This window comes from Succinatimonas hippei YIT 12066, assembly GCF_000188195.1.
In the GTDB taxonomy this organism is placed as follows: Bacteria; Pseudomonadota; Gammaproteobacteria; order Enterobacterales; family Succinivibrionaceae; genus Succinatimonas; species Succinatimonas hippei.
On the sequence record NZ_GL831075.1, the window covers coordinates 1 to 22,548 of the forward strand.

At 42.6% G+C, this 22,548-nt stretch carries 22 protein-coding genes; 11 read left to right on the forward strand and 11 right to left on the reverse strand.

Annotated features, from left to right (window positions below):
• The 6 genes from HMPREF9444_RS11355 to HMPREF9444_RS09845 form a co-directional block, all read right to left on the reverse strand.
• The coding region (locus HMPREF9444_RS11355; protein WP_009144286.1) for a PD-(D/E)XK nuclease family transposase at positions 1–320 on the reverse strand (320 nt) is incomplete at its 3' end.
• Complete coding sequence (locus HMPREF9444_RS11360; protein WP_009144287.1) at positions 314–628, reverse strand: PD-(D/E)XK nuclease family transposase; 315 nt, start codon at positions 626–628, stop codon at positions 314–316. The genes HMPREF9444_RS11360 and HMPREF9444_RS11355, both read right to left, overlap by 7 nt.
• 88 nt (positions 629–716) lie before the next feature.
• The gene (ilvD, locus tag HMPREF9444_RS09830) at positions 717–2,387 is read right to left on the reverse strand and encodes a dihydroxy-acid dehydratase (RefSeq protein ID WP_009144288.1); all 1,671 of its coding nucleotides are present in this window, start codon (positions 2,385–2,387) and stop codon (positions 717–719) included.
• A gap of 68 nt (positions 2,388–2,455) precedes the next feature.
• Positions 2,456–3,736 carry a TRAP transporter large permease gene (locus tag HMPREF9444_RS09835; RefSeq protein WP_009144289.1) on the reverse strand — a complete coding sequence of 427 codons (1,281 nt, stop codon included), beginning with the start codon at positions 3,734–3,736 and terminating at the stop codon, positions 2,456–2,458.
• Positions 3,737–3,748: 12 nt separating this feature from the next.
• Positions 3,749–4,264, reverse strand: coding sequence for a TRAP transporter small permease (locus tag HMPREF9444_RS09840; protein WP_187363668.1), 516 nt, complete (start codon positions 4,262–4,264; stop codon positions 3,749–3,751).
• A gap of 70 nt (positions 4,265–4,334) precedes the next feature.
• Positions 4,335–5,333, reverse strand: coding sequence for a DctP family TRAP transporter solute-binding subunit (locus tag HMPREF9444_RS09845; RefSeq protein ID WP_009144291.1), 999 nt, complete (start codon positions 5,331–5,333; stop codon positions 4,335–4,337).
• Between the two features lie 506 nt (positions 5,334–5,839).
• On the opposite strand from HMPREF9444_RS09845, the gene HMPREF9444_RS09850 reads away from it, so the two are divergent.
• Positions 5,840–6,550 carry a FadR/GntR family transcriptional regulator gene (locus tag HMPREF9444_RS09850; protein ID WP_009144293.1) on the forward strand — a complete coding sequence of 237 codons (711 nt, stop codon included), beginning with the start codon at positions 5,840–5,842 and terminating at the stop codon, positions 6,548–6,550.
• Positions 6,551–6,639: 89 nt separating this feature from the next.
• On the opposite strand, the gene HMPREF9444_RS09855 is transcribed toward HMPREF9444_RS09850, so the two are convergent.
• The 4 genes from HMPREF9444_RS09855 to HMPREF9444_RS09870 form a co-directional block, all read right to left on the reverse strand.
• Positions 6,640–7,608 (reverse strand): C-terminal binding protein, encoded by a 969-nt coding sequence (locus HMPREF9444_RS09855; protein WP_009144294.1) that lies wholly within the window; start codon positions 7,606–7,608, stop codon positions 6,640–6,642.
• Positions 7,609–7,932: 324 nt separating this feature from the next.
• A complete protein-coding gene (ppk1, locus tag HMPREF9444_RS09860) occupies positions 7,933–10,047 on the reverse strand; it encodes a polyphosphate kinase 1 (protein WP_009144295.1) in 2,115 nt (704 codons plus the stop codon).
• Positions 10,048–10,178: 131 nt separating this feature from the next.
• Positions 10,179–10,898, reverse strand: coding sequence for a hypothetical protein (locus HMPREF9444_RS09865; RefSeq protein WP_009144296.1), 720 nt, complete (start codon positions 10,896–10,898; stop codon positions 10,179–10,181).
• 6 nt (positions 10,899–10,904) lie between these two features.
• A complete protein-coding gene (locus tag HMPREF9444_RS09870; protein ID WP_083801158.1) occupies positions 10,905–11,339 on the reverse strand; it encodes an outer membrane protein assembly factor BamE in 435 nt (144 codons plus the stop codon).
• 228 nt (positions 11,340–11,567) lie between these two features.
• Here HMPREF9444_RS09870 and grpE point away from each other — a divergent pair, with 228 nt between their 5' ends.
• The 5 genes from grpE to HMPREF9444_RS09895 all read left to right on the forward strand — a co-directional run bounded on the left by grpE (position 11,568) and on the right by HMPREF9444_RS09895 (position 16,637).
• Positions 11,568–12,239, forward strand: coding sequence for a nucleotide exchange factor GrpE (gene grpE / locus HMPREF9444_RS09875; protein WP_009144298.1), 672 nt, complete (start codon positions 11,568–11,570; stop codon positions 12,237–12,239).
• Between the two features lie 118 nt (positions 12,240–12,357).
• The gene (gene dnaK, locus HMPREF9444_RS09880) at positions 12,358–14,292 is read left to right on the forward strand and encodes a molecular chaperone DnaK (RefSeq protein ID WP_009144299.1); all 1,935 of its coding nucleotides are present in this window, start codon (positions 12,358–12,360) and stop codon (positions 14,290–14,292) included.
• A gap of 186 nt (positions 14,293–14,478) precedes the next feature.
• Entirely contained in the window at positions 14,479–15,660 is a 1,182-nt protein-coding gene (gene dnaJ / locus HMPREF9444_RS09885; protein WP_009144300.1) for a molecular chaperone DnaJ, read from the forward strand.
• A 133-nt stretch (positions 15,661–15,793) separates the two neighbouring features.
• Positions 15,794–16,285 (forward strand): transcription elongation factor GreA, encoded by a 492-nt coding sequence (greA, locus tag HMPREF9444_RS09890; protein WP_040909542.1) that lies wholly within the window; start codon positions 15,794–15,796, stop codon positions 16,283–16,285.
• Positions 16,286–16,325: 40 nt separating this feature from the next.
• Complete coding sequence (locus tag HMPREF9444_RS09895; RefSeq protein ID WP_009144302.1) at positions 16,326–16,637, forward strand: 7(1) septoil knot domain-containing protein; 312 nt, start codon at positions 16,326–16,328, stop codon at positions 16,635–16,637.
• 40 nt (positions 16,638–16,677) lie between these two features.
• Here HMPREF9444_RS09895 and yhbY read toward each other — a convergent pair whose 3' ends face one another.
• Positions 16,678–16,968 carry a ribosome assembly RNA-binding protein YhbY gene (yhbY, locus tag HMPREF9444_RS09900; RefSeq protein ID WP_009144303.1) on the reverse strand — a complete coding sequence of 97 codons (291 nt, stop codon included), beginning with the start codon at positions 16,966–16,968 and terminating at the stop codon, positions 16,678–16,680.
• Positions 16,969–17,100: 132 nt separating this feature from the next.
• Between yhbY and rlmE the strand changes: the two genes are divergently transcribed.
• The 5 genes from rlmE to secG all read left to right on the forward strand — a co-directional run bounded on the left by rlmE (position 17,101) and on the right by secG (position 22,499).
• Positions 17,101–17,787 (forward strand): 23S rRNA (uridine(2552)-2'-O)-methyltransferase RlmE, encoded by a 687-nt coding sequence (gene rlmE / locus HMPREF9444_RS09905; protein WP_009144304.1) that lies wholly within the window; start codon positions 17,101–17,103, stop codon positions 17,785–17,787.
• 12 nt (positions 17,788–17,799) lie between these two features.
• Positions 17,800–19,797, forward strand: a complete 1,998-nt coding sequence (gene ftsH, locus HMPREF9444_RS09910) for an ATP-dependent zinc metalloprotease FtsH (RefSeq protein ID WP_009144305.1) — start codon at positions 17,800–17,802, stop codon at positions 19,795–19,797.
• Positions 19,798–19,859: 62 nt separating this feature from the next.
• Positions 19,860–20,702, forward strand: a complete 843-nt coding sequence (locus tag HMPREF9444_RS09915) for a dihydropteroate synthase (RefSeq protein WP_009144306.1) — start codon at positions 19,860–19,862, stop codon at positions 20,700–20,702.
• Positions 20,703–20,731: 29 nt separating this feature from the next.
• Entirely contained in the window at positions 20,732–22,075 is a 1,344-nt protein-coding gene (gene glmM, locus HMPREF9444_RS09920; RefSeq protein ID WP_009144307.1) for a phosphoglucosamine mutase, read from the forward strand.
• 70 nt (positions 22,076–22,145) lie between these two features.
• Positions 22,146–22,499 (forward strand): preprotein translocase subunit SecG, encoded by a 354-nt coding sequence (gene secG / locus HMPREF9444_RS09925; RefSeq protein ID WP_009144308.1) that lies wholly within the window; start codon positions 22,146–22,148, stop codon positions 22,497–22,499.
• Positions 22,500–22,548 lie beyond the last annotated feature (49 nt).

The window sequence follows — 22,548 nt, forward strand, 5'->3', positions numbered from 1 at the left end:
TCCATTGTATACCTTTTCTCTATCATCAATGCCTTCTGTATGAGACGATTATGTTCGGCAAGTCTGTGTATAAGCTCAAGATCGCTGCTTGTCAGATAAGAAAGCCATCTGCAGAAACGATTGACACTCTTTATATCCTGCGTGTTTTGCTTCTTTATCCATTCTTTCCATTTGGGAAGCTCTACCGTGAAGATATCAGCATCATCCGTATAAATTTTACCATAGGTAAGCTCTTGCAGCTGATAACGGGTCAGATAGGCATCCACATCATCAAATAAATTAAAATTAAGCAGGTTGACTATTATGCACGGTCTTAGCACATGGCAGCTTTCTTAGGTTTTAAGCCTTTCGGTGTAAAGTTTACCGAATCAATAATGCTGCCGTCATCTATTTGGGCAAGAATATCCATACGGCAGGCTTTACCGTCATCCTTAACGGAATCAATCTCACGGTTAAGGAATGTACGCTTGTTGATGACAATGGATCGACCTTTGTCATATGATTCAAAAAGTGAGTTTAGAAGAGAAATAAGATATTTTTCATGGCCCTCAACGCCGAAAAGAGCCTTAAAGAATCTGTCATTGAGACGATTTTTGAGAATGCGCTCTTTATTGTTATGTTGTATCACGCTTTTTCCTTAGTATTGAGAAGAATAACAAGATAAAAAATAAAAAACCGGGATATTAACCCCGGTTGTAAAAAAGAAACACTTAAAATTAATCGCGAGTCTTAATGATAGCTCCTAAGGATGATGATGCAACATTTCTACGATAGTGGTAGAGATAGCCTTCAACCTTGTTGTCAGGCATCGAAGCACCTTCCTTACGGCGAGCTTCAAAGTCAACTTTAGCTTCGATAATACCTTTATCAACGTCAATGGAGATTTCATCGCCGTTTCTTAGATATTTTATAGGACCGTCATCGTAAGCTTCAGGTGTGATGTGTCCGACAAAGCAGCCGTTGTTAGAACCGGAGAAACGTCCGTCGGTGATAACGCAAACCTTGCTGCCTAAATTCATGCCGACTAAAAGTTTCATTGCTTTGTACTGCTCCGGCATTCCGGGACCGCCGCGCGGGCCGGCATTGCGGATAACAACGACATCGCCTTCATGAACTTTGAGGGCTCGAATACCGTCCAATGCATCCTGCTCATTTTCAAAAATAACGGCTTTACCCGTAAATTTGTGGGCTTCTGCAGGAATGGCCGAAGGTTTGGTAACTGCGCCTTCAGGAGCTAAGTTGCCGTGCAAAATGGCAATGCCGCCCCATTTGTGAACCGGATTGTCAATAGCATGAATAACATCGCGGTTGCGGTTTTCAAAGTGTTCAAGATTTTCTTTTAAGGTCTTGCCGGTGCAGGTGACATTGTCCAGATATAAAACCGACTGCATTTCTTTCATGACTGCAGGAACACCGCCTGCTTCATAGAAATCAAGCAGGGTATATGCGCCTGCCGGAATCATTGCTACCAGGTGCGGAGCTTCGAGAGCTGTTTTTCCGAAATCATCAATGGTAAAGTCGACTCGTGCTTCATAGGCGATAGCAAGCATATGCAAAACGGCGTTGGTGGATCCGCCGATTGCCGAGTTAACGCGAATGGCGTTTTCGATTGTCTTACGATTTACTACATCTCGCGGCTTAATATCTTTTTTAACCAAGTCTACAACTGCATATCCTGAGTTGAATGCAGCCTGCATTCTTTGTGAGTATACGGCAGGAATTGCTGCAGTACCGGGAAGAGCCATGCCCATGGCTTCAGCTAGACAGCACATAGTGTTTGCGGTACCGAGCATAGCGCAGGATCCGATGGTGGGAACGGCATTATTTTCAAGCCAATCAAATTCCTTTTGGGTGATTTTTCCTGACTTTAAGGCGCCTTCGGATTGCTGAATAATCGAGTGATCGATGTATTCGCCGCCGTAAGGATTATTCTGCTTCATACGCCCCGGCAAGGCAGGTCCGCCGTTGACGAAAACCGACGGGATATTAACGCGAAGAGCACCAAGAAGCATACCGGGAACGATTTTGTCGCAAGAGCCCAACAGCACAAGTCCGTCAAGACGGTGCGCCTGAACCATGGTTTCAATATCATTGGCGATATCTTCACGTCCCGGAAGAATATATTTCATGCCGTCATGCGCCATGGCGATTCCGTCACAGGCACCGATGGTTCCGAACTCAAGCGGGGTTCCGCCTGCTGCATAAATTCCTTCTTTGACGCGTTTGGTCATATCTTTTAGGACTACATGGCCGGGACATATGTCATTAAAGGCATTGACTACGCCTATAAGCGGTTTTTTCAGTTCTGCGTCAGTAAATCCGCCGGCTTTGTACAATGCGCGGACATTGGCCCACTCGGGACCTTGCATAATATCTTGACTACGCATTTTTATCTCCTATGAAAAAAACAGCAGGTCGAGCCTGCTGTTTATGTATTTAGATGTTGTTAAGTTCATTACTTCATTAAGTTCGGTAAGAACATAACGATTTCCGGAATGAAGGTAATAAGCATCAAATCGATGAGCATGATGATAATGAATGCTACGATACCTTTCAAAATAACTTCCATTGGTGAATCGGAAATTCGTGAAGCCACGAAGAGGTTGATTCCCAAAGGCGGAGTAATGAAGCCGATTGCCAAGTTGGTAACCATGATAAGGCCGAAGTGGATCGGATCAAGACCGATAGAGGTTGCTACCGGCAAGAGGATCGGAGCCAAAACCAAGATGGCAGGAGTGGTATCCATGAAGCAGCCGACGATGAGCAAAATCAAGTTGATAAGGAGCAGAATGACGATCGGGCTGTCGGAAACAGTCATCATCATCTGGGTTACCATAGTCGGGATCTGCTCAATGGTGATGATCTTGGTAAATGCGGTAGCGCATCCCAAGATAACCATGGTAGTTGCGGTGGTGGAGCAAGATGTTCCGATTGCCTTAATCAACTTTTTAGGCGGAAGCTCGCGGTAAATGAAAGCACCGCAGACGTATGCGTAAATTGCAGCTACGGCAGCAGCTTCAGTCGGAGTGAAGAGACCAGCGTAAATACCGCCTAAGATGATTACCGGGTTAATCAATGCCCACTTTGCTTCCCAGGTGGCAGCCCAAGCTTTTTTACCGTCAAACGGCTCTTTTGAACCGGTGTAGCCGTGTTTCTTGGCAAACCAATAGCAGTAACCGATTAATGAAAAACCGATTAAGAGGCCGGGTAAGAAACCGCCCATGAAGAGGGAGGTAACGGAAGTACCGGTGGATACGCCGAAAATAACCATAGGAATTGACGGCGGAATGATAACACCGATAGATCCAGCGCAAGCAACCAAGGCCAGAACGAAGGACTTATCGTAACCTAGTTTTAACATGGTCGGAATAACCATGGTACCGACTGCGGCTACGGTAGCAGGACCTGAACCTGATACTGCAGCAAAGAACATGCAGACTAAAACGGTAACAATGGCCAAACCGCCGGTGATGCGGCCGAAGAATACGTTGCAAACATCAAGAATACGACGGGAAACACCGCCGGCACCCATCAAGTCGCCTGCCAGAATGAACAAAGGAATGGCGAGGATCGGGAAAGAGTCGCAGCTGGTAATTAATGCCTGCGGAATGGAAGTTAAGCTTAAAGTGTCGCCTACCATCAAAGCAAACATACTGGCTACGCCCAAGGCGATACCGACAGGCACGTTGAGAATTAACAGAACAATAAGGGCGATTAATAGAGTCAGACCTACCATAATTTATTCTCCTTATAAATTCTCAAGGTCAGGCTCTGCCGGATCTTCATACGGATCGCCTAAGTGTTTAATACGGTAAATGATTGTCTGCAGTTCGCGGATGGCGGTTAAGGCAAAACCGACGCAAGGCGCAGAGTAAACAATCCACATCGGGATCTGCATTGCAGGTGAAAGCTGGCCCAACATATACTGGCGAACGGCAAGACCCCAGGCAAAATAAACAATAACAATTGAGAAGATCAAGAAAATGCAGTCACCGATAATGACTACATAACGGCGCCATGCTTTAGGGAAGAAATAAAGTCCAGCATCAATTTTGATGTGACGCATAACTTTAGCGCCGTAGCTGATACCAATGTAAACAAGCCATACGAACATATAGCGGGCTAATTCTTCGGACCAGGACAATGAAGCTTGCATTACATAACGCATGAATACCTGGATGCCGAGAACAATCGTGAGAACGGACATCAGCGTAATGCAGATGAACATCTCAAGCTTCTCATCAAGTAACTTAAGTAATTTCATAATTATTATCCGAGTTACAGAAAAAGTGGCCATTTTTTAATGACCACTTTTTTGGAGTCAAGAATATGGATTAATACTCTTTATTGAGGATCTTGTCCAAGAGTTCAGGATGTTCCATCTTTTCACGGATTAAGTCATAAACTTTGCCGTCGATGGCCATCTGACGCCACTGATCCTTTTCAGCATCGGTAACTTCGATAACTTCGCAGCCTGCATCCTGGAATTTCTTGACAGACAAGGCGTTAAGTTCGGTAGCACGAGCACGCTGTGCAGTCTGGTAGGCGGCAGCTGCTTTATCCAAAGCCTGCTGTAATTCAGGATCGAGAGAGTCATAGCGTTCCTGGTTGATGTACAAGCAGTGAGGGCTGAATACGTGGCCGGTTAATGAAATGTAGTGCTGAACTTCATAGAGTTTGTTGGAGTCGATAATGGAAAGCGGGTTTTCCTGAGCATCGATAGTACCTTGCTGCAAAGCGGAAATAACTTCGGTGAAGGCCATCGGGGTCGGGTTGGCACCGTAGGTGCGCCACAATGCGATCTGAATTTCGGTCTCCATTACGCGCAGTTTCTGGCCTTTAACATCGGCAGGAACTTTTACCGGAACTTTATTGTTGGTGTAGTGACGGAAGCCGTTTTCAAGAGCTGCTAAATATTTAAGACCTTTCTTTTCGGACTGCTTATTGATTGAAAGACCTAATTCGCTGTCCATGCACTTCCAAGCTTCATCCATGGTATTGAAAAGGAAAGGAGCGTCCCAAACATAAAGGTCGGGGATCATGGATGCCAAAACTGAAGGCATAGTCTGAACCATGTCGATATCACCCAAAATGGTGGATTCGGTTACGACACGGTCATCACCTAACATATTGTCAGGGAAGTGTTTGATGATAAGGCGACCACCGGATTCTTTGTTAGCGACATCGATCAAAACTTGAGCAGCGTCTTTTGACGGCTGGTTGGTAACGTTAGCAAAACGTAAGGTTACGGTGTCGGCAGCCATTGCTGAGGTTGCGGTCATAACGGCGACTGCGACGCTGGCCATTAAACCTAACATTTTCATTTTTTTCATATACAAAACTCCGGTAAATGATATTTTTATAACATTAAAGGCTTGCGCTTTAATGTTGTAGATTATAAAAACATCTTGAAAAAAAATTTTTGACTAACAGCTAAATTTTGACTTGTGCATCATAGATATGAGATCTTGATATTTGATTTGTGAGTTTGATCATATTTAAAAAAATTGTTTGTGCACATCAGAACCCGCGATTTAAAGGCAAAACCAAAATAAATTTGTCTTGTATGTTAGATTGTATTTTGTTCTTTATGATAGCCGATAGATCAGATCTTTATTTAAGCTTTTTGTTTTTGCGGCAATGCAAACCGGATATTTTATAAATAAAAAAAAGATATATTTATATCATTTTTATTTATGTTTTAGTGTTTTTATAAAATGCAAAAACACATAAAAATCTGATTTAAATGTAAACAGCATAATTATTTACCGTACATCTGGTGATAATATAAAATGATCAGACTATATAAGAAAAACCGTCAAAATATTTAGGGAGAGATATGGAGATAAAAAAAGAGGACATGGACAGTATTAAATCCTTGTCTGAAGTGACGGCGGATACAATTGTCAAGCATATCGTTAGCGAAGGACTCGGCAAGGGTGATAAGTTACCTAACGAAAAGATTCTTTGCGAGCTTTTAGGCGTCGGACGTTCTACTTTGCGTGAAGCTGTAAGAATGCTTTCTTCGCGCAATATTTTAGTAGTTAAGCACGGATCCGGGATTTATGTAAGCGATAAGCCCGGTGTGTCGCAGGATCCTTTAGGCTTTACCTTTATAAAAGATAAAAAGCGTCTTGTTCATGATTTAGTTGAGTTTCGGATGATTCTTGAGCCGCGAGTTGCCGCGTTGGCCGCGCAGAACCGCACTAAAGAACAGCTTATAAAACTTGAAACTCAGGCAGCTGTTGTTGAAGAGTTGATTGAGCAGGGAAAATCGCATGCTCAGGCTGATTCTGAGTTTCATTCTTTATTGGGGGAAATGAGCGGCAATAGTGTCTTACCTAATCTTGAACCGATAATTTTTAAGGCTATCGATCTGTTTATTGATTTATCACAATCAAAATTATCTCATGACACTATAGGTGAGCATCGGGCTATAGTTGATGCAATAAGATCCGGAAAATCAGTAGATGCAAACGATGCTATGGTTGCGCATTTACTTAATAATAAAATTTTTATTTTAAAGGTCTTAGAGCAGGAAAATTTTTAAAAACTTTTCAAAAATAAAAAAGGAGAACTTAACGTTCTCCTAAAAAAGCCCTCTTGGTAAGAGGGCCAAAGGACACCAAAAATTAGTAATTAAAGCTTGTTGACCGGGCAACGGGCTTTCTCACCTAAAACACCGCGTACTGCTTCTTCAGCGCACTTGGTCTTAAGATCGGAAGCTGCCTGTACGGAATACCATGCCATGTGCGGAGTGATAACGATGTTCGGAGCACTGCGCAGCGGGCTGTCGGCCTCAAGCGGCTCTTTGCAGGTTACGTCAATGCCGGCACCGCCTAAGTGACCTGACTTCAAAGCATCAGCCAATGCGGCTTCGTCAACCAAACCGCCGCGGGCTACGTTGATGAGCATGGCGCCTTTCTTCATTTCTGAGAAGGTCTTTGCGTTCATCATCTTGGCATTGTCAGCATTTAATCCGCAGTGCAGGGAAATTACATCGGCATTCTTAAGAACTTCTTCTTCAGAGCAGCAAGTAATGTAAGAGTATTCAGTGTTGCTCTTAACATGATCGGTATAGATGTCATAGCCGATTACCTTGCAGCCTAAAGCGTGTACACGATGGGCAAAAGCAAGACCGATACGGCCTAAACCGATAATACCGACGGTTATAGTTGATAAACGTGAAATAGGGGCCATTTCGGCATAATCCCATCTGCCTTCTTTAACCTGGGAGTTTGCCTGGCAAACTTTACGAGTAACAGCCATCATGAGGGCCAAAGCCTGATCGGCAACTTCAAAGGTACCGTAATCAGGGACGTTGCAGACCTGAACACCGTGCTTGGTGGCGGCAACGAGATCAACATTGTCAACGCCTACGCCGTAACGTACAACGGTCTTTAAGGTCGGGATAGCGGAGAAGACTTTATCGGTCAAAGGAGCGTACTGGTTGCAGACTGCGACTGCGCCTTGGCAATTAGCAATAACGTCATCTTCAGTTTTGCACTGAACTAATTTGTAAGCGATTCCGGCTTTGTCGAAAACTGCCTTTTCTTCGTTGATGTTGGCGTGATCGCAATCAGTAATGAAAATCTTAGTATCTGCCATGATAAAACCTTCAAAAATCAAGGAGTTGGGTTAAAACATACAGCTTTAAATCTGTAATTGCCTGATATTAACGGAAATTTAGTACTCTAAAACCGTTAATAGATCTGATGAGTTATATTATTAATTAAAAATTGACAATTTTGACAAGATCCTTTTGTAATTGTGATTTATGCACACTTTTTTTATGGTTTTCTACAGGATTAGAAGATACGAAGATTTTTAATTAAGAATAAAAGTGAAAAAATTTGGAGCTAGAGATCTGATGATATAAAAAAGAACAAGCCGCAACAAAATTGCAGTTGCGGCTTACGGTACGGTTATTAATTACTTTGAATTTTTCTTATTAGAAGCAGTATCTTGGTTTTTTGTTTTTTCCGTATAAAGCTTTGATTCAAGCTGCTGCAGGTAAGTGTGAATGGCAATTTGACTTCTTACCGGGACGGCGTTTTCTCCTGCTTTTACGTATTCATTTTTCTGATCTTTATCAATAATTCTGGCTTTTTGATTATCATTGCACTGAATACGGAAAATAGTATTGATACGATCTCTAAGATCCGCATCAAGCACGGGGGCTCCGACTTCAATTCGGTAATCAAGGTTGCGCGTCATCCAATCTGCAGATGATATATAAAGCTCAGGATTATTGTTATTGCAGAAAATCATAACGCGCGGATGCTCTAAGAACCTATCCACGATTGATGTAATGTAGATGTTGTCGGAAAGTCCCTCAATACCCGGGCGCAATGAGCACATGCCGCGGACTACGGCTCGAATTTTTACCCCGGCCTGGGATGCTTTATACAGACGATCGACTATTCCCAAATCTACCAGGTTATTTACTTTGAAATTGATGTAAGAAGGAAGACCGGTAAGAGCATTTTCAATCTCGCGGTCAATCATGGCGTAAATGCGCTTTCTGGCATTAATCGGAGATACGAGCAGATTTGAAAAATGCGGACGGGTATACGGATATTCAATGAATTCAAAGACGTTTTCAACTTCTGCAGTAATTTGCGGGTTGACGGTAAAGAGGGCAAAATCGGTATAGATTTTGGCAGTTTTTTCATTGAAGTTTCCGGTTCCGATATGCGCATAACGTACGGTTTTTCCGTTTTCCTTTCTTGTGATAAGACATAATTTTGAATGTATCTTCAAAGTAGGAAGGCCGAAAAGAACTTTTACTCCTGCGTTAGTTAGACGAGATGCCCATTGAATGTTATTGGCTTCGTCAAAACGAGCTTTTAACTCGACAACTACGGTTACGCGCTTGCCGTTATTTGCAGCATCGATAAGAGAATCAATGACACGGCTGTTTGATGCAACACGGTAGATATTTATCTTTATCGATCTTACTTTATGGTCGTATGAAGCCTGACGCAGTACTTCGGTGAAGTATTCAAAAGAATAATACGGATAATAAAGCAGGATGTCCTTTTGAGCGATTGCTTCAAAAGGGGTGGCGGCAAGATCAAAAGCTGTCGAATGAATAGACGGCAGGGAAGGATTTTCCATGTCATCGCTGCCGACGCTGGGGAATGATAAAAAGTCTTTGAAATTATGATAGCGATTACCGGGCATTAACGAGTCGATTTCACTCATTTTTAATTTGCCCGCCATAAATTCCACTATATCTTTGGGCATTGCCCTGTCATACGCAAAACGTACCGGTTTGGCGTTAAGGCGCTGTTTTAACGAATCGGACATGGTTTCAAGCACGCCTTTGTCGACCGAGCTTTGCAGATCGTATTCTGCATCACGATTCATCTTTATGGAGTAAGCTTCGATATTGTCGTAATCAAAATATCCTTTAAAAATCGTGTCAAGTCCGATGCGGATAACGTTATCAAGAAACATGAGGGTTGTTTCACCCTCGGTATCCGAAGGCATACGGATAAAGCGCGGAACGGTATCTGACGGAATTTCGATTAAGGCGTAAGTATCGCCTTTTTTGTTGAACATCTTGACCAGCAGATAGGTATATTGGTCTTTTAAAAATGAAACAAGATCGATACTTTCAGTAACGATAACCGGTCTTATATGCTTTAAAACGTGACGCTTAAAATAGGATTTAATCCATTTTTTTTGTTCTTCGTTAATTTGGTTTTCATCTTTTAAGAAAATTTTCTTTTTGGCCAGTTCATCTAAAAGGTCATTATAAATTTTGTTCATGACCTTTTGATAATCACTGGTCGTACTTTGGACTTTGCGCAAAAGCTTGGCAGTTTCTTCACTGTTGCCTTTTTCTTTATTGATAATGATTTGACGTTTTAAATCGGCAACTCTTACTTTGAAGAATTCATCCTGATTGCTTGAGTAAATGCCTAAAAATCTGACACGCTCAATTAAAGGAACCGACTTATCGGAAGCTTCTTGTAAAACACGGGCATTAAAGGAAAGCCAGCTGATTTCCTTAGGGATATAAGTATTCATATTTTCCATAGCAGTAAAATTTCCGGTTCTTATATTATAAAGATGCGTTACAGATAAAACTTTGCTGTACTTAAAAGCTTTTAACGCTTGTAAGACAAAACATATCCATTATAGACATTGATTGTTAAGTAAAAATTAAATTAAGGATTTTTCTTATCTGAAGATCCGCTGTCGACTTTTGTTTCGTTTTGCTCTGAATTATTTGAGACTTTTTCCTGTTCTTCTTCAGCTTTTGTAAGTTGTAAAAACGCATAAGAAGAAGGATTTGTAAGATTGTAAAGCGACTGTCTTGCGGTAATGCTGCCAAGACGAGCGGAGTATTCAAGCAGTTTGGCGCCTATAGGAAGAGTCTCTTTTTTTTGGATAAAGATTCTGCCGGCTCGTTCATAGCCGTTTTCGGGACCTTCGATATTAATTACTCTTTGCAGCCAGAAAGCACCTTCGGTTAAGTTCCCGTTAATATAAAAGCCTCTGGAAATTCTTGCTGCTTGTCCGGGCCTGGTGATCATAGCGTTGAACGCAGAAGAATCTCCTAGCCGCAGCGCTTTTTGCGCGCATTTTTCAAAAGCGCGGTTGGCATTTTTTTTCTGAAGAGAATAGGGCTCAGGATAGTTTTGATCCCGATAACTTTTTTTATAGCGATCAATAATAGACTGCAGATTACTTATGTCGCCTTTTACACAGAGATTGGCATCATCAATGAATGTTTGTTCTAAGTCACTTATTTGCGTTATTTCTTCATTCTCGGTTTTATTTTTAATATTTTCATTAGTTTCATCTTGGATAGAGCATCCAGAAAGGATGCCCATTCCGCAAACGAATAAGACAGAAATAACAGTTTGTGTCTTAGTTTTTAACATCGGTTCTTATTCTTCTGAGGCAGTTTCCGTACTGTCGTTAACGGCATTACTGCTTGATGTTTTAAGAATTTTATCAAGAGAAATTTTGCTTACGTCTGTTGACGGTTCATTAAAGCTTGCAGGCTTTTCAAAATCACCGGAAATATCAACTAAGGTTGCTCCGTTGAACAGAACAATAAGATTTTTTATCTGCGGATCATCCCAGCCTTCTCTGAAATAATGCACGTAGTACCATCTTGAATTATCAAAAGGATCTACGAGCATCGGAGTTCCTAAAATAAAACGTACCTGTTCGGCGGACATTCCGTAATGTAATTTATTGATGTTTTCCTGTTCGACAAAATTGCCTTGAGCTAAATCGGCACGATAGGCGCAACCTGAGGAAAAAACAGCCAAAGAGGCAATCAAACTTGAAATTAATAAGAATTTACGAGAACGCATAAAATTAAACCTTAAATTAACTATCAGCATTTTAGCAAAAAATAAAGACAGTCTCTTGAAATTAAAAAAACACATCCCCATTTGTTAAACAAAATGATTTTTGCAAAATTTGGTCCGTTTTTATTTGACTTGAATTTTATTTTTAAGTTTTTAATTTACGGAGTTTATTTTTGCAGCAAAAGTCTTGTTTAAGACTGATGAAGATAATAATCATCGTGAGGATTTGAAATGACCGAGGAAAAGCAGCCTGAAGAAATGAATGTTAACGCAGAAGCACAAGTTCAAGAGACAACAAATGCTCAGCCTGATGAAAAAGTTGTTTTGCAGCAAGGAGAAGAAACAGCTAAATCTGATGCTTCTTCACAAGCACAAAATGCAGAACAGGAAGAGGCTCAAGCAAAAGAAGAAGATCCTCATGTCACAATTGCGGCTCTTAAATCGCAGCTTGAAGTTTTAGCCAAACAGGCATTAAGTGATAAAGAAAAAATGCTGCGTGCTGTTGCTGAGGCTGATAATTCAAGAAAGAGAGCTGAAGCTGATGTTGAGCGTGAACGCAAATATGCTTTGGAGAAATTCGTTAAAGCATTAATTCCGGTCGTTGATTCTCTTGATATGGCTCTTGAAGCGGGAAAGAGCAAAACTGAAAATGCCGAAGATGCTATGGTTCAAGGTGTAGAAGCGACTTTACGTTTATTCTTAAAAGAACTTTCTTCCTTCGGTGTTGAAAGAATCAATCCGGTAGGTGAGCCTTTTGATCCTAACGTTCATCAGGCAATTTCCATGATCCCGAGCAAGGACGTTAAGCCTAACTGCATTGTTTCCGTGATGCAAAAGGGCTTTATCTTAAACGGTCGTGTGGTTCGTCCGGCAATGGTGATGGTGGCAAGAGCCGCAGAATAAAAAATGTAACGGGGACTTGAATTTTAGTTTTTAGTCTCCATATTCAGTAGCAGAAAGATTTTAATCCGTCTCCAAATAAAACAATAAAGACGGTACTAATTAGCGGAGAAATTAAATTATGGGAAAGATTATCGGTATTGACTTAGGTACTACCAACTCATGTGTTGCCGTGCTTGACGGTGATAAAGTACGTGTATTGGAGAATTCAGAAGGTCGCCGTACAACTCCTTCCATCGTTGCATACGCAGAAGACGGAGAGATTTTGGTTGGTGAAGCGGCAAAGCGTCAGGCTGTTACCAATCCTAAGAACACTTTGTTTGCAATTAAGCGTTTAATCGGTCGTCGTTATGATGATGCCGAGGTTCAGCGCGACATTTCCATCATGCCGTTTAAGATTATTAGAGCAGATAACGGAGATGCTTGGGTAGACGTAAGAGACAAGAAATTAGCTCCTCCTCAGATTTCAGCCGAAGTTTTGAAGAAGATGAAGAAAACTGCTGAGGATATTTTAGGTGAGGAAGTTACCGAAGCCGTTATTACCTGCCCGGCTTACTTTAATGATTCACAGCGTCAGGCTACTAAGGATGCCGGACGTATTGCCGGACTTGACGTAAAGCGCATCATCAATGAGCCGACTGCAGCTTCAATCGCTTATGGTGAAGATAAAGCCAAGGGTGAGCAGAAGATTGCTGTTTACGACTTAGGTGGCGGTACTTTTGATATCTCCATTATTGATATTGATGAAGTAGACGGTGAAAAGACCTTCGAAGTTTTGGCTACTAACGGTGATACTCATTTAGGCGGTGAAGATTTTGATAATCGCATCATCAATTATTTAGTTGATGAGTTCAAGAATGAGCAGGGTGTTGACTTACGTCAGGATCAGCTTGCATTGCAGCGTTTGAAGGAAGCTGCCGAAAAGGCTAAGATTGAGTTGTCTTCATCACAGCAGACTGATGTCAACTTGCCGTACATTACTGCTGATGCAACCGGCCCTAAGCACATGAATATCAAGATCACTCGTGCCAAACTCGAGTCTTTGGTTGAGGATTTGGTTAACAAGACTTTGGACCCGGTTCGTACTGCTTTGAAAGATGCAGGTTTGTCTCCCAGCGACGTTGATGACGTTCTTCTTGTCGGCGGTCAGACCAGAATGCCGATGGTTCAGAAACTTGTAGCCGATTTCTTCGGTAAAGAACCGCGTAAGGACGTTAACCCGGATGAGGCGGTTGCTATCGGTGCTGCAATTCAGGGCGGTGTTTTGTCAGGAACCAAGAAAGACGTCTTGCTCCTTGACGTAACTCCGTTGTCCTTGGGTATTGAGACTTTAGGCGGAGTGATGACTACTCTTATTGAGAAGAACACCACTATCCCGACCAAGAAGTCTCAGGTGTTTTCAACCGCAGAAGACAATCAGCCTGCCGTAACTATTCATGTGCTGCAGGGTGAGCGTAAGCGTGCTGCAGATAACAAGTCTTTAGGTCAGTTTAATCTTGAGGGCATTTCTCCTGCACCGCGCGGAATTCCTCAGATTGAAGTTACTTTCGATATTGATGCCGACGGCTTGATTCACGTATCAGCTAAAGATAAGAATACCGGTAAAGAGCAGAAGATTACCATTAAGTCTTCATCCGGTTTGTCTGAGGAAGATATCAAACGTATGGTTCGTGAAGCAGAAGAGCACTCTGCAGAAGACAAGAAGTTTGAAGAGCTTGCTGCTGCACGTAACCGTGCCGATGCAACCGCTCATGCAATGCGTAAGCAGCTTCAGGATGTAGGCGCCAATGTCTCAGCTGATGATAAGGCAAAAGTAGAGAAAGCTTTAAGCGAACTTGAACTTGCAATTCGCGGTGATGACAAGGATAAGATCGAGAATGCTGAAAAAGCAGTTTTGCAGGCAGGTCAGACCTTAATGCAGGCAGCTCAGGCTCAGGCACAGGCTCAGCAGGCTTCACAGCAGCAAGCTAATGCAGGTGCCGGCGCTCAGGACGGTCAAAAGAAAGACGATGTCGTCGACGCCGAGTTTGAAGAAGTAAAAGACGACAAGAAGTAATCTGTATAAAGATAGATGACTACACTAAAGGCAGGAGTGTAAAGCTCCTGCCTTTCAATGTTCTTAATAAAGATTTTAATTTTTAATCTTCTGTAAATCTTTTTAAGTGAAAAGCAGAAACTTTTAATCTCTTGGTATTTTTTAGTCTTGTCCACATTTGGATAACGATAAGTTTATGAGGGATATATGGCAGACAAACGTGATTATTATGAAGTGCTGGGGGTTGCAAAAGATGCTGATGAGGCAACCATTAAGCGCGCGTTCAAACGCCTTGCCATCAAGTATCACCCCGATCACAACAAAGATCCTGATGCCGGAGAGAAATTCCGTGAAATAAACGAAGCCTATCAGGTTTTATCCGATCCGCAAAAACGCCAGGCTTATGATCAGTTCGGCTTTGAAGGCATTAACGGTCAAGGTGCAGGCGGTGCCGGTTTTAGCAATGCGGATTTTTCTGACATCTTTGGAAATTTCGGCGATATTTTCGGTGACATTTTCGGCGGAGCCGCCGGAGGGAGAGCAAGACGCGGACCTCAAGTGGTTCCTGGAAATGACTTACGTGTCCGTTTGACTCTTACTCTTGAAGAAGCGGTTCGCGGAGTCACAAAGAAGATTAATATTAAAACTCGCGTGCGTTGTGAAAAGTGTAACGGCACGGGAGGAACCGGTAAGAAAACTTGTCCTACTTGCCACGGAAGCGGACAGGTTCACATGCGTCAGGGCTTTATGAGTATTGCTCAGATTTGCCCGCAATGTCATGGAACCGGTGAGATAATCGAAAATCCGTGCACCGAGTGTCACGGAACCGGAAGAGTTGAAAAGACTAAGATGCTAAGCGTCAATATTCCGGCGGGGGTTGACGTAGGAGATCGTATCCGTCTTCAGGGTGAGGGTGAGGCTGGTCTTAACGGGGCTCCGGCAGGAGACTTGTACGTTGTCGTCGATGTTAAACCGCATAACATTTTCGAGCGTGACGGAAACGATCTTTCATGTGAGGTTCCTGTAAGTTTTACCACTGCTGCATTAGGCGGGAAAGTAGAAGTCCCGACATTGGACGGACGCGTTACGATTTCCGTTCGTCCGGGAACTCAAACAGGCACGGTTATGCGTCTTGCCGGCAAAGGCGTAAAATCGGTGCGCAGCAGTACGAAAGGTAATTTATATTGTAGGATCATCGTTGAAACTCCGGTCAATCTTACTTCGTACCAAAAGGATTTGTTAGCAAAATTTGAGGCATCTTTAAACGGAGAAGAAAACGGGAAGGAAATTGATCCGCAGGCTCAGGCTGCGGCTCGTTCTTCGCATACTCCTAAAAGTGAAGGATTCTTAAATAAAGTTAAGAAATTCTTTGATGATATAGCAAAATGATCCTTTTCCTAATACCTTTGATATGGGTAAGGGAAAATGATAGACTTAATTGCAGAAGATTGAGTTCAATCTTAAAGTTTTATGTTTTTTTACGGCGTCCTTAAAGGGACGCTTTATTTTTAAGGAAAAAGCAATGGAACAAACTCCGATGACCGCTCGCGGTGAGATGCTCTTGCGTAAAGAGCTGGAGCGTTTGAAGCTGGTCGAGCGCCCGCGTATCGTCGCTGCAATTGCTGAGGCTCGCAGTCACGGTGATTTAAGTGAAAATGCGGAATATGATGCAGCAAAAGAAGAACAGGGATTGTGCGAAGCTCGTATTAAAGATATCGAAGCTAAGCTGGCTACTGCCAACATCATTGATGTAACAAAATTAAAGCCTGCAGGCGGTGCCCCGTTAAAAGTCGTGTTCGGATGTACGGTTACGGTAATTGATGTAGATACCGATAAAGAAGTGACTTATAAGATAGTAGGTGAGGATGAGGCTGATATTCAGTCAAATTTAATTTCTTATAAGACACCAATTGCTAAAGGTCTTTTAGGCAAGATTGAAGGTGACGAAGCGCAAATTAATATTCCGCGCGGACAAGTTACTTATGAAATTGCCGAAATAAAATACGAAAATTAATTTTTATAAAAGGCGCTGTTTTTACCGGCGCTTTTTTCATATGCAAAAAATTATTTTATCTTTATTATGTCTCTTGCTTCCGTTAGCGTCATTTGCCGATGTGGGAGCAAATTGTACCTTTAACGGTATTCCTCTGTACGGAAAAGTAAAAATAGTCAATGCTTTTGCCGATATTAAAGTAAAAAAGGTAAATTCTTTTCCCGATTTAAAGGTTAAATTCGTGTCGGCTTTTCCTGATTCATGCGGAAAGTGGCAGATAGTTAATTCGTTTCCGGATTTTACAGTGCAGTTCGTTAATGCTTTTGAGGATGTCAGTATTAAAGAAGTTTCGTCATTTCCGGGAGTAAATTAAAACCCGTAATCGGGTTTTAATTTAAGAGGAAAAAACTTTTTTAGCGAGGAAGGATGAATCTGCTTTCTTCTTTTCTTTGTCTAAATAAAGTTGCGATTCTTCCTACGACTTGGACCAATTCGGCGTTGACGGCTTCAGCGGCTTTAGCGGCTTGTTCTTTGCGTCCGTCTCCTGCATTAAGTTTGATTTTAACAAGCTCGTGGTGCTCAATCGTGCTGTCGAGCTCTTTGATGACAGCCTCGGATAATCCGTCATTTCCCAAAAGGATAAGAGGATTTAAAGCATGAGCTTGAGCTTTTAAAAATTGGCGCTGACGTGAATTTAAAGGCATATTTTTAACCCTGATATGAAAAAATTAAGCGTATTGTACACAAAAGTCAGTCTTATTATTATATTAAATCATCATTATTTGTATAATAAGTAAATTGTCTTACGACTTTATATTTTTAGATTAAGGATTTTCATGCCGGCACGTAAAAGAACCGCAAGTCAGACCAGATGGCTTAAGGAGCATTTTTCCGACCCTTATGTAAAAGAAGCGCATAAGCGCGGATTAAGGTCTCGTGCCAGTTTTAAGCTTGAAGAACTGCAGCAGCGAGATCGACTTATAAAAGCAGGAAATATAGTGGTTGATTTAGGAGCAGCCCCCGGCGGTTGGTCGGAGTTTGCAGTTAAATGCGTCGGAGAAAAAGGCAAAGTCATAGCCTGTGATATTTTGCCGATAAGACCGATCCGCAATGTAACCTTTTTACAAGGCGATTTTAGAGATGAAGCCGTGTTTTTAAAGCTTTATTCCATGATAGGTGTCGGTGCTGATGTCGTGTTGTCTGATATGGCTCCTAACATGTCGGGAACTACGGCAATCGATCAGCCGCGCGCTATGCTTCTATCGGAGCTTGCTCTTGATATGGCTCGACGCGTGTTAAGAATCGGCGGCTCTTTTGTTGTAAAAGTTTTCACGGGAAGCGGCTCTCAGGAATATCTTGCCGAATTAAGAAAAGATTTTTCCACGGTTAAAGTAAGAAAACCTGATGCGTCACGTGATCGTTCGCGTGAGGTATATATGGTGGCGACCGGTTTTAAAGGTCATCCTTTAAACGGAGTGGCTCCTGACAAATTTGATGAAACCGATGCCAAAATCGGTAATTAATAAAGGGGAATTATGGCCAAGAACCTTATATTGTGGCTTGTTATTGCCGTTATTTTGATGTCTCTCTTTGATTCTTTTACGACAAGAGAGTCGACCGGACGGACTATGGATTACACGACTTTCGTACGTGAGGTCGAACAAGATCAAATTCAGGAAGCTGTTTTTGACGGTCAGGTTATTAACGGTATAAGGCGCAGCGGTGAAACTTTCGTTACCGTTATGCCTATTCACGATAACGCTATTTTAAATACTTTGATTTCTCATAATGTGAGAACTTCAGGTACCAAGCCGGAGGAAACCAGTCTTCTTACTTCTATTTTGATTTCCTGGTTCCCGATGCTGCTGTTAATCGGCGTGTGGATTTATTTCTCGCGTCAAATGCAGGGCGGAGGAAAGGGCAATCCTTTGTCTTTCGGTAAGAGTAAGGCGAAGCTTTTAGGCGAAAATCAGATTAAAACCACGTTTGCCGATGTTGCAGGCTGCGATGAGGCTAAAGAAGATGTCGAGGAGTTGGTTGATTTCTTAAAAGATCCGTCAAAGTATCAAAAATTAGGCGGACGTATTCCTCGCGGTGTTTTGATGGTAGGGCCTCCCGGTACCGGTAAGACTTTGTTGGCAAGAGCAATTGCCGGTGAAGCCAAAGTACCGTTCTTCTCGATTTCCGGATCTGATTTCGTTGAAATGTTCGTTGGTGTCGGTGCTTCACGTGTTCGTGACATGTTCCAAACAGCCAAAAAGAATGCCCCTTGCATCATTTTTATCGATGAAATTGATGCCGTAGGTCGTAAGCGCGGCGTCGGTTTAGGCGGCGGACATGATGAACGTGAACAGACCTTAAACCAGCTGCTTGTTGAAATGGACGGTTTTGAGGGATTTGAGGCGGTTATCGTTATTGCAGCAACAAACCGTCCTGACGTTTTGGATCCTGCTTTGCTGCGTCCGGGACGTTTTGATCGCCAGGTCGTTGTAGGTTTGCCTGATGTCCGCGGTCGTGAACAGATTTTGAAAGTTCATATGCGTAAAGTTCCTTTGGGATCTGACGTTGACGCCGCAGTTCTTGCTCGCGGAACTCCCGGCTTCTCCGGTGCGGATTTGGCTAACTTAGTAAACGAGGCAGCATTGGCTGCAGCTCGCGCTAATTTGCGCGTCGTTTCCATGCAGCAGTTTGAAGAGGCTAAAGATAAGCTCTTAATGGGTGCGGAGCGTCGCTCTCTTGTAATGAACGATCATGAAAAGGCCAATACTGCTTATCATGAAGCAGGGCATACGATTGTCGGACGCTTGGTTCCCGAACATGACCCGGTGTATAAAGTATCGATTATTCCCAGAGGCAGAGCTTTAGGCGTGACAATGTACCTTCCGGAACAGGATCGCTACAGCCAGTCCAAGCAATACCTTTTATCAAATATTTCTACTTTATTTGCAGGTCGTATTGCTGAAGAGATGATGTTCGGCGAAGCTGCGGTAACTACAGGGGCCTCAAATGATATTGAACGTGCAACGGACATTGCACGTCGTATGGTTACACGCTGGGGCATGAGTAAGCGTTTGCCGCCGATGCAGTTTGATCAAGATAGTGAGCGCAGTATGTTCCTGGGCGGCGGTACTACTCAGACGATGCCGTTGTCGGATAAGACTACTTTGATAATTGATGAGGAAGTCAGCAAGATCATCAATTCCTGCTATGAAAAAGCGGAAAAACTGCTTCAGGAAAACAAAGACATTTTAGAGGCTATGAAAGAAGCCTTATTAAAATACGAAACTTTGGATGCCGAGCAGATTGATGATTTAATGGCGCGTCGTCCGTGCCGAGCACCGTCATCAAGTTCCAAGGATAATGTAGGCGGACAGACTCCGAATGCAGGTAATGCGTCGTCTTCCAATCAGGGGCAAACATCACAGCCTCCTAAAGAAGAAGGAACACAAAACGGCGATTCTTCAAATAACAGCGATGTTCCTAAAATCAATGAAGAAGGCGCTGGAGATAAGGAAAACCCTTCTCAGAATTAAAAATGAACTAAAGCCGTTTTTTAGACGGCTTTTGCACATTCGGCATAGGCGAGGACTTTTCTATGAAGCTTCATCTTAAAGGCGAGGATCTTGAACTTTATTCTCCCCGTATTATGGGGGCCCTTGTAGTTCATCCCGGAGAGATAGGATCCGTAGAGGATTTTGTTAGAAAAGCTAAGGAAATGCAGGAGGATGGTGCTGATTTTATCGAAATCGGTCTGCAGGTAGAGGAAGGTATTCCTGAAGAAGCTGATGAACTTACAAAACTCGTTCCAATTGTTAAAGCCGTAGCGCAAAATACGTCTTTATATGTGGCAATTACAACAAAGTATCCGTCAGTGATGAAGTCGGCTGTAGGTGCGGGAGCATGTCTTATCATCGATCCTGATGCATTAAAAGCTAAAGGAGCTCTTGAGACTGTTGCAATGCTTAAAGTTCCGGTATGTCTGGTTTTTGATCACAATATAGATTTTGACACAGAAGGATCTCTTGATCCTATGGGTGACATCTCTGCGTATTTATACGAAAGAATTGATGCCTGCCTTAATGCCGGAATCGATAGACGTAATTTGTTAATAGATCCTTCTTTAAGTCAGTCAGCTCCGATTGAATCTAAATTAAAACTTATAGGACGTCTTGAGACGCTTAAAAGCTTTGCTCTTCCGATGACAATGGCAATGCCTCGCTCCATTCCGCATGCGGATAATTATTTAAATGAGCATTTTTCTGCTGCAGTGGCAGCTTGTCTTTTTTGCGTTAACTCCGGAGTTAATATTATAAGAACTGAGAGAGTTGCGGAGATGGCTTTGGCACTTGACACTTGGCAGGCAGTTAATAAAAGTGCTCGTCCGTTTAAGCTTACTAAGGCTATTGCTTCAAGATTCAAGCGTAAGCATGCAAATTAACGGTTTTAAAATCAAAAAGGAAAAAATAAGTGAAGCGTAAGTATTTCGGTACCGACGGTGTACGCGGGCGTGTCGGACAATATCCTATAACCCCTGATTTTGTCTTAAAACTGGGTATGGCTGCAGGAAAAGTCCTTTCAAGGAAAAAAGGCGGCAAGGTTATTATCGGCAAGGATACCCGTCTTTCAGGCTATATGCTTGAAGCAGCTTTAGAGTCGGGATTTAGTGCAGCAGGTGTTTCTACCGTTCTGTTAGGACCGATGCCCACCCCTGCTATTTCTTATCTTACTAAAGCTTTCAGAGCTGATTTAGGTGTTGTGATAAGCGCTTCGCATAATCCCTATTATGATAATGGAATAAAGTTCTTTTCCCGAGAGGGAACTAAGCTTCCTGATGAGGTGGAGCTTGAGATTGAGAAAATACTGGAAAGCGATATTGTGCTGGCCGATTCTGCTGAATTCGGCCGCGCTTATCGTCAGGAAGATGCTCCGGGACGTTATATAGAGTTTTGCAAGAGTTCATTTGCTAATCATATGAGCTTAAGCGGATTAAAGATTGTTATCGATTGTGCCAACGGAGCTACCTATCATGTAGCTCCGATGGTATTTAGAGAGTTAGGCGCTAAAGTTATTACCATTGGAGATCGTCCTGATGGCATCAATATTAACGACGGTGTCGGATCCACTCATCCTGAGGCTTTAATAGAGAAAGTTTTAGCGACGAAGGCCGATTTGGGTATTGCTTTTGACGGTGACGGTGATCGAGTGATGATGGTCGATTCTCACGGTCATCTTTTAGATGGTGATGCACTTTTATATATCATCGCAAAAGATCGTTTTGTTCAAAATAAATTACACGGCGGAGTCGTCGGTACCTTAATGTCAAATTTAGGTCTTGAATTGGCATTAAAACGTGAAGGCATCGAATTTACCAGATCTGCAGTGGGTGATCGTTACGTAATGGAAACTCTGCTTGACAAAAAATGGAATTTAGGCGGAGAAAACAGCGGTCACATCATCTGTCTTAATTATGTTTCTACCGGCGATGGCATTGTGTCGGCTTTGCAGGTATTAAAGGCAGCAATTCGTCAGGGCAAGTCTCTTGAGGATCTGGTAAGATCTCTTGATATGTTCCCGCAGGAGCTTGTTAATCTGCGTTTGTCGGCAGGTTTTGATGCTTTGTCGGATGAAAAAGTTTTATCTGAAGTTAAAGCTGTGGAAAATGAACTTGGTTCTCGCGGACGCGTGTTGTTGCGTAAGTCCGGGACAGAGCCGGTGGTCCGTGTCATGGTTGAAGGCGAAGATCGTGAATATGTGCATCGCTTGGCTCAAAGAATTTCCAATGTGATTCGCCATCAGGCGGAAGAAGCATAGATCTTTACAAATAGGCGCAGAACTAGTATCATGCATGCCCACAAGTAAGATCTTTTAACAGGTCATTAAAATGTACGAGATTGTTATTGTTGTTTTTCTTTTAGTCGCCGTTGCCATGGTTGCTTTAATTTTGGTTCAGCAAGGTAAAGGCGCAGGCATGGGGGCATCTTTCGGTGCCGGTGCTTCTAATACTGTATTCGGTGCAGTCGGTTCTGGTAATTTTTTAACCCGCAGCACATGGCTTTTGGCAATCGTGTTTTTTGCCATCTGCTTATTTATCGGTTGGTTGCAGAAAGATCATTCCGTGCAGAATGATTCTTTTACCAATATTTCAAGTGAGAGTGAAATTTCAACTCCGGTTGAGAATAAGACTCCCGCTGATGTTCCGACTGTTGATGGTGACGTTCCGTCTGTCGGCGAATAATTTTTAAGTTAAAGATACTATTAACCCTGTACTTTAAGTACGGGGTTTT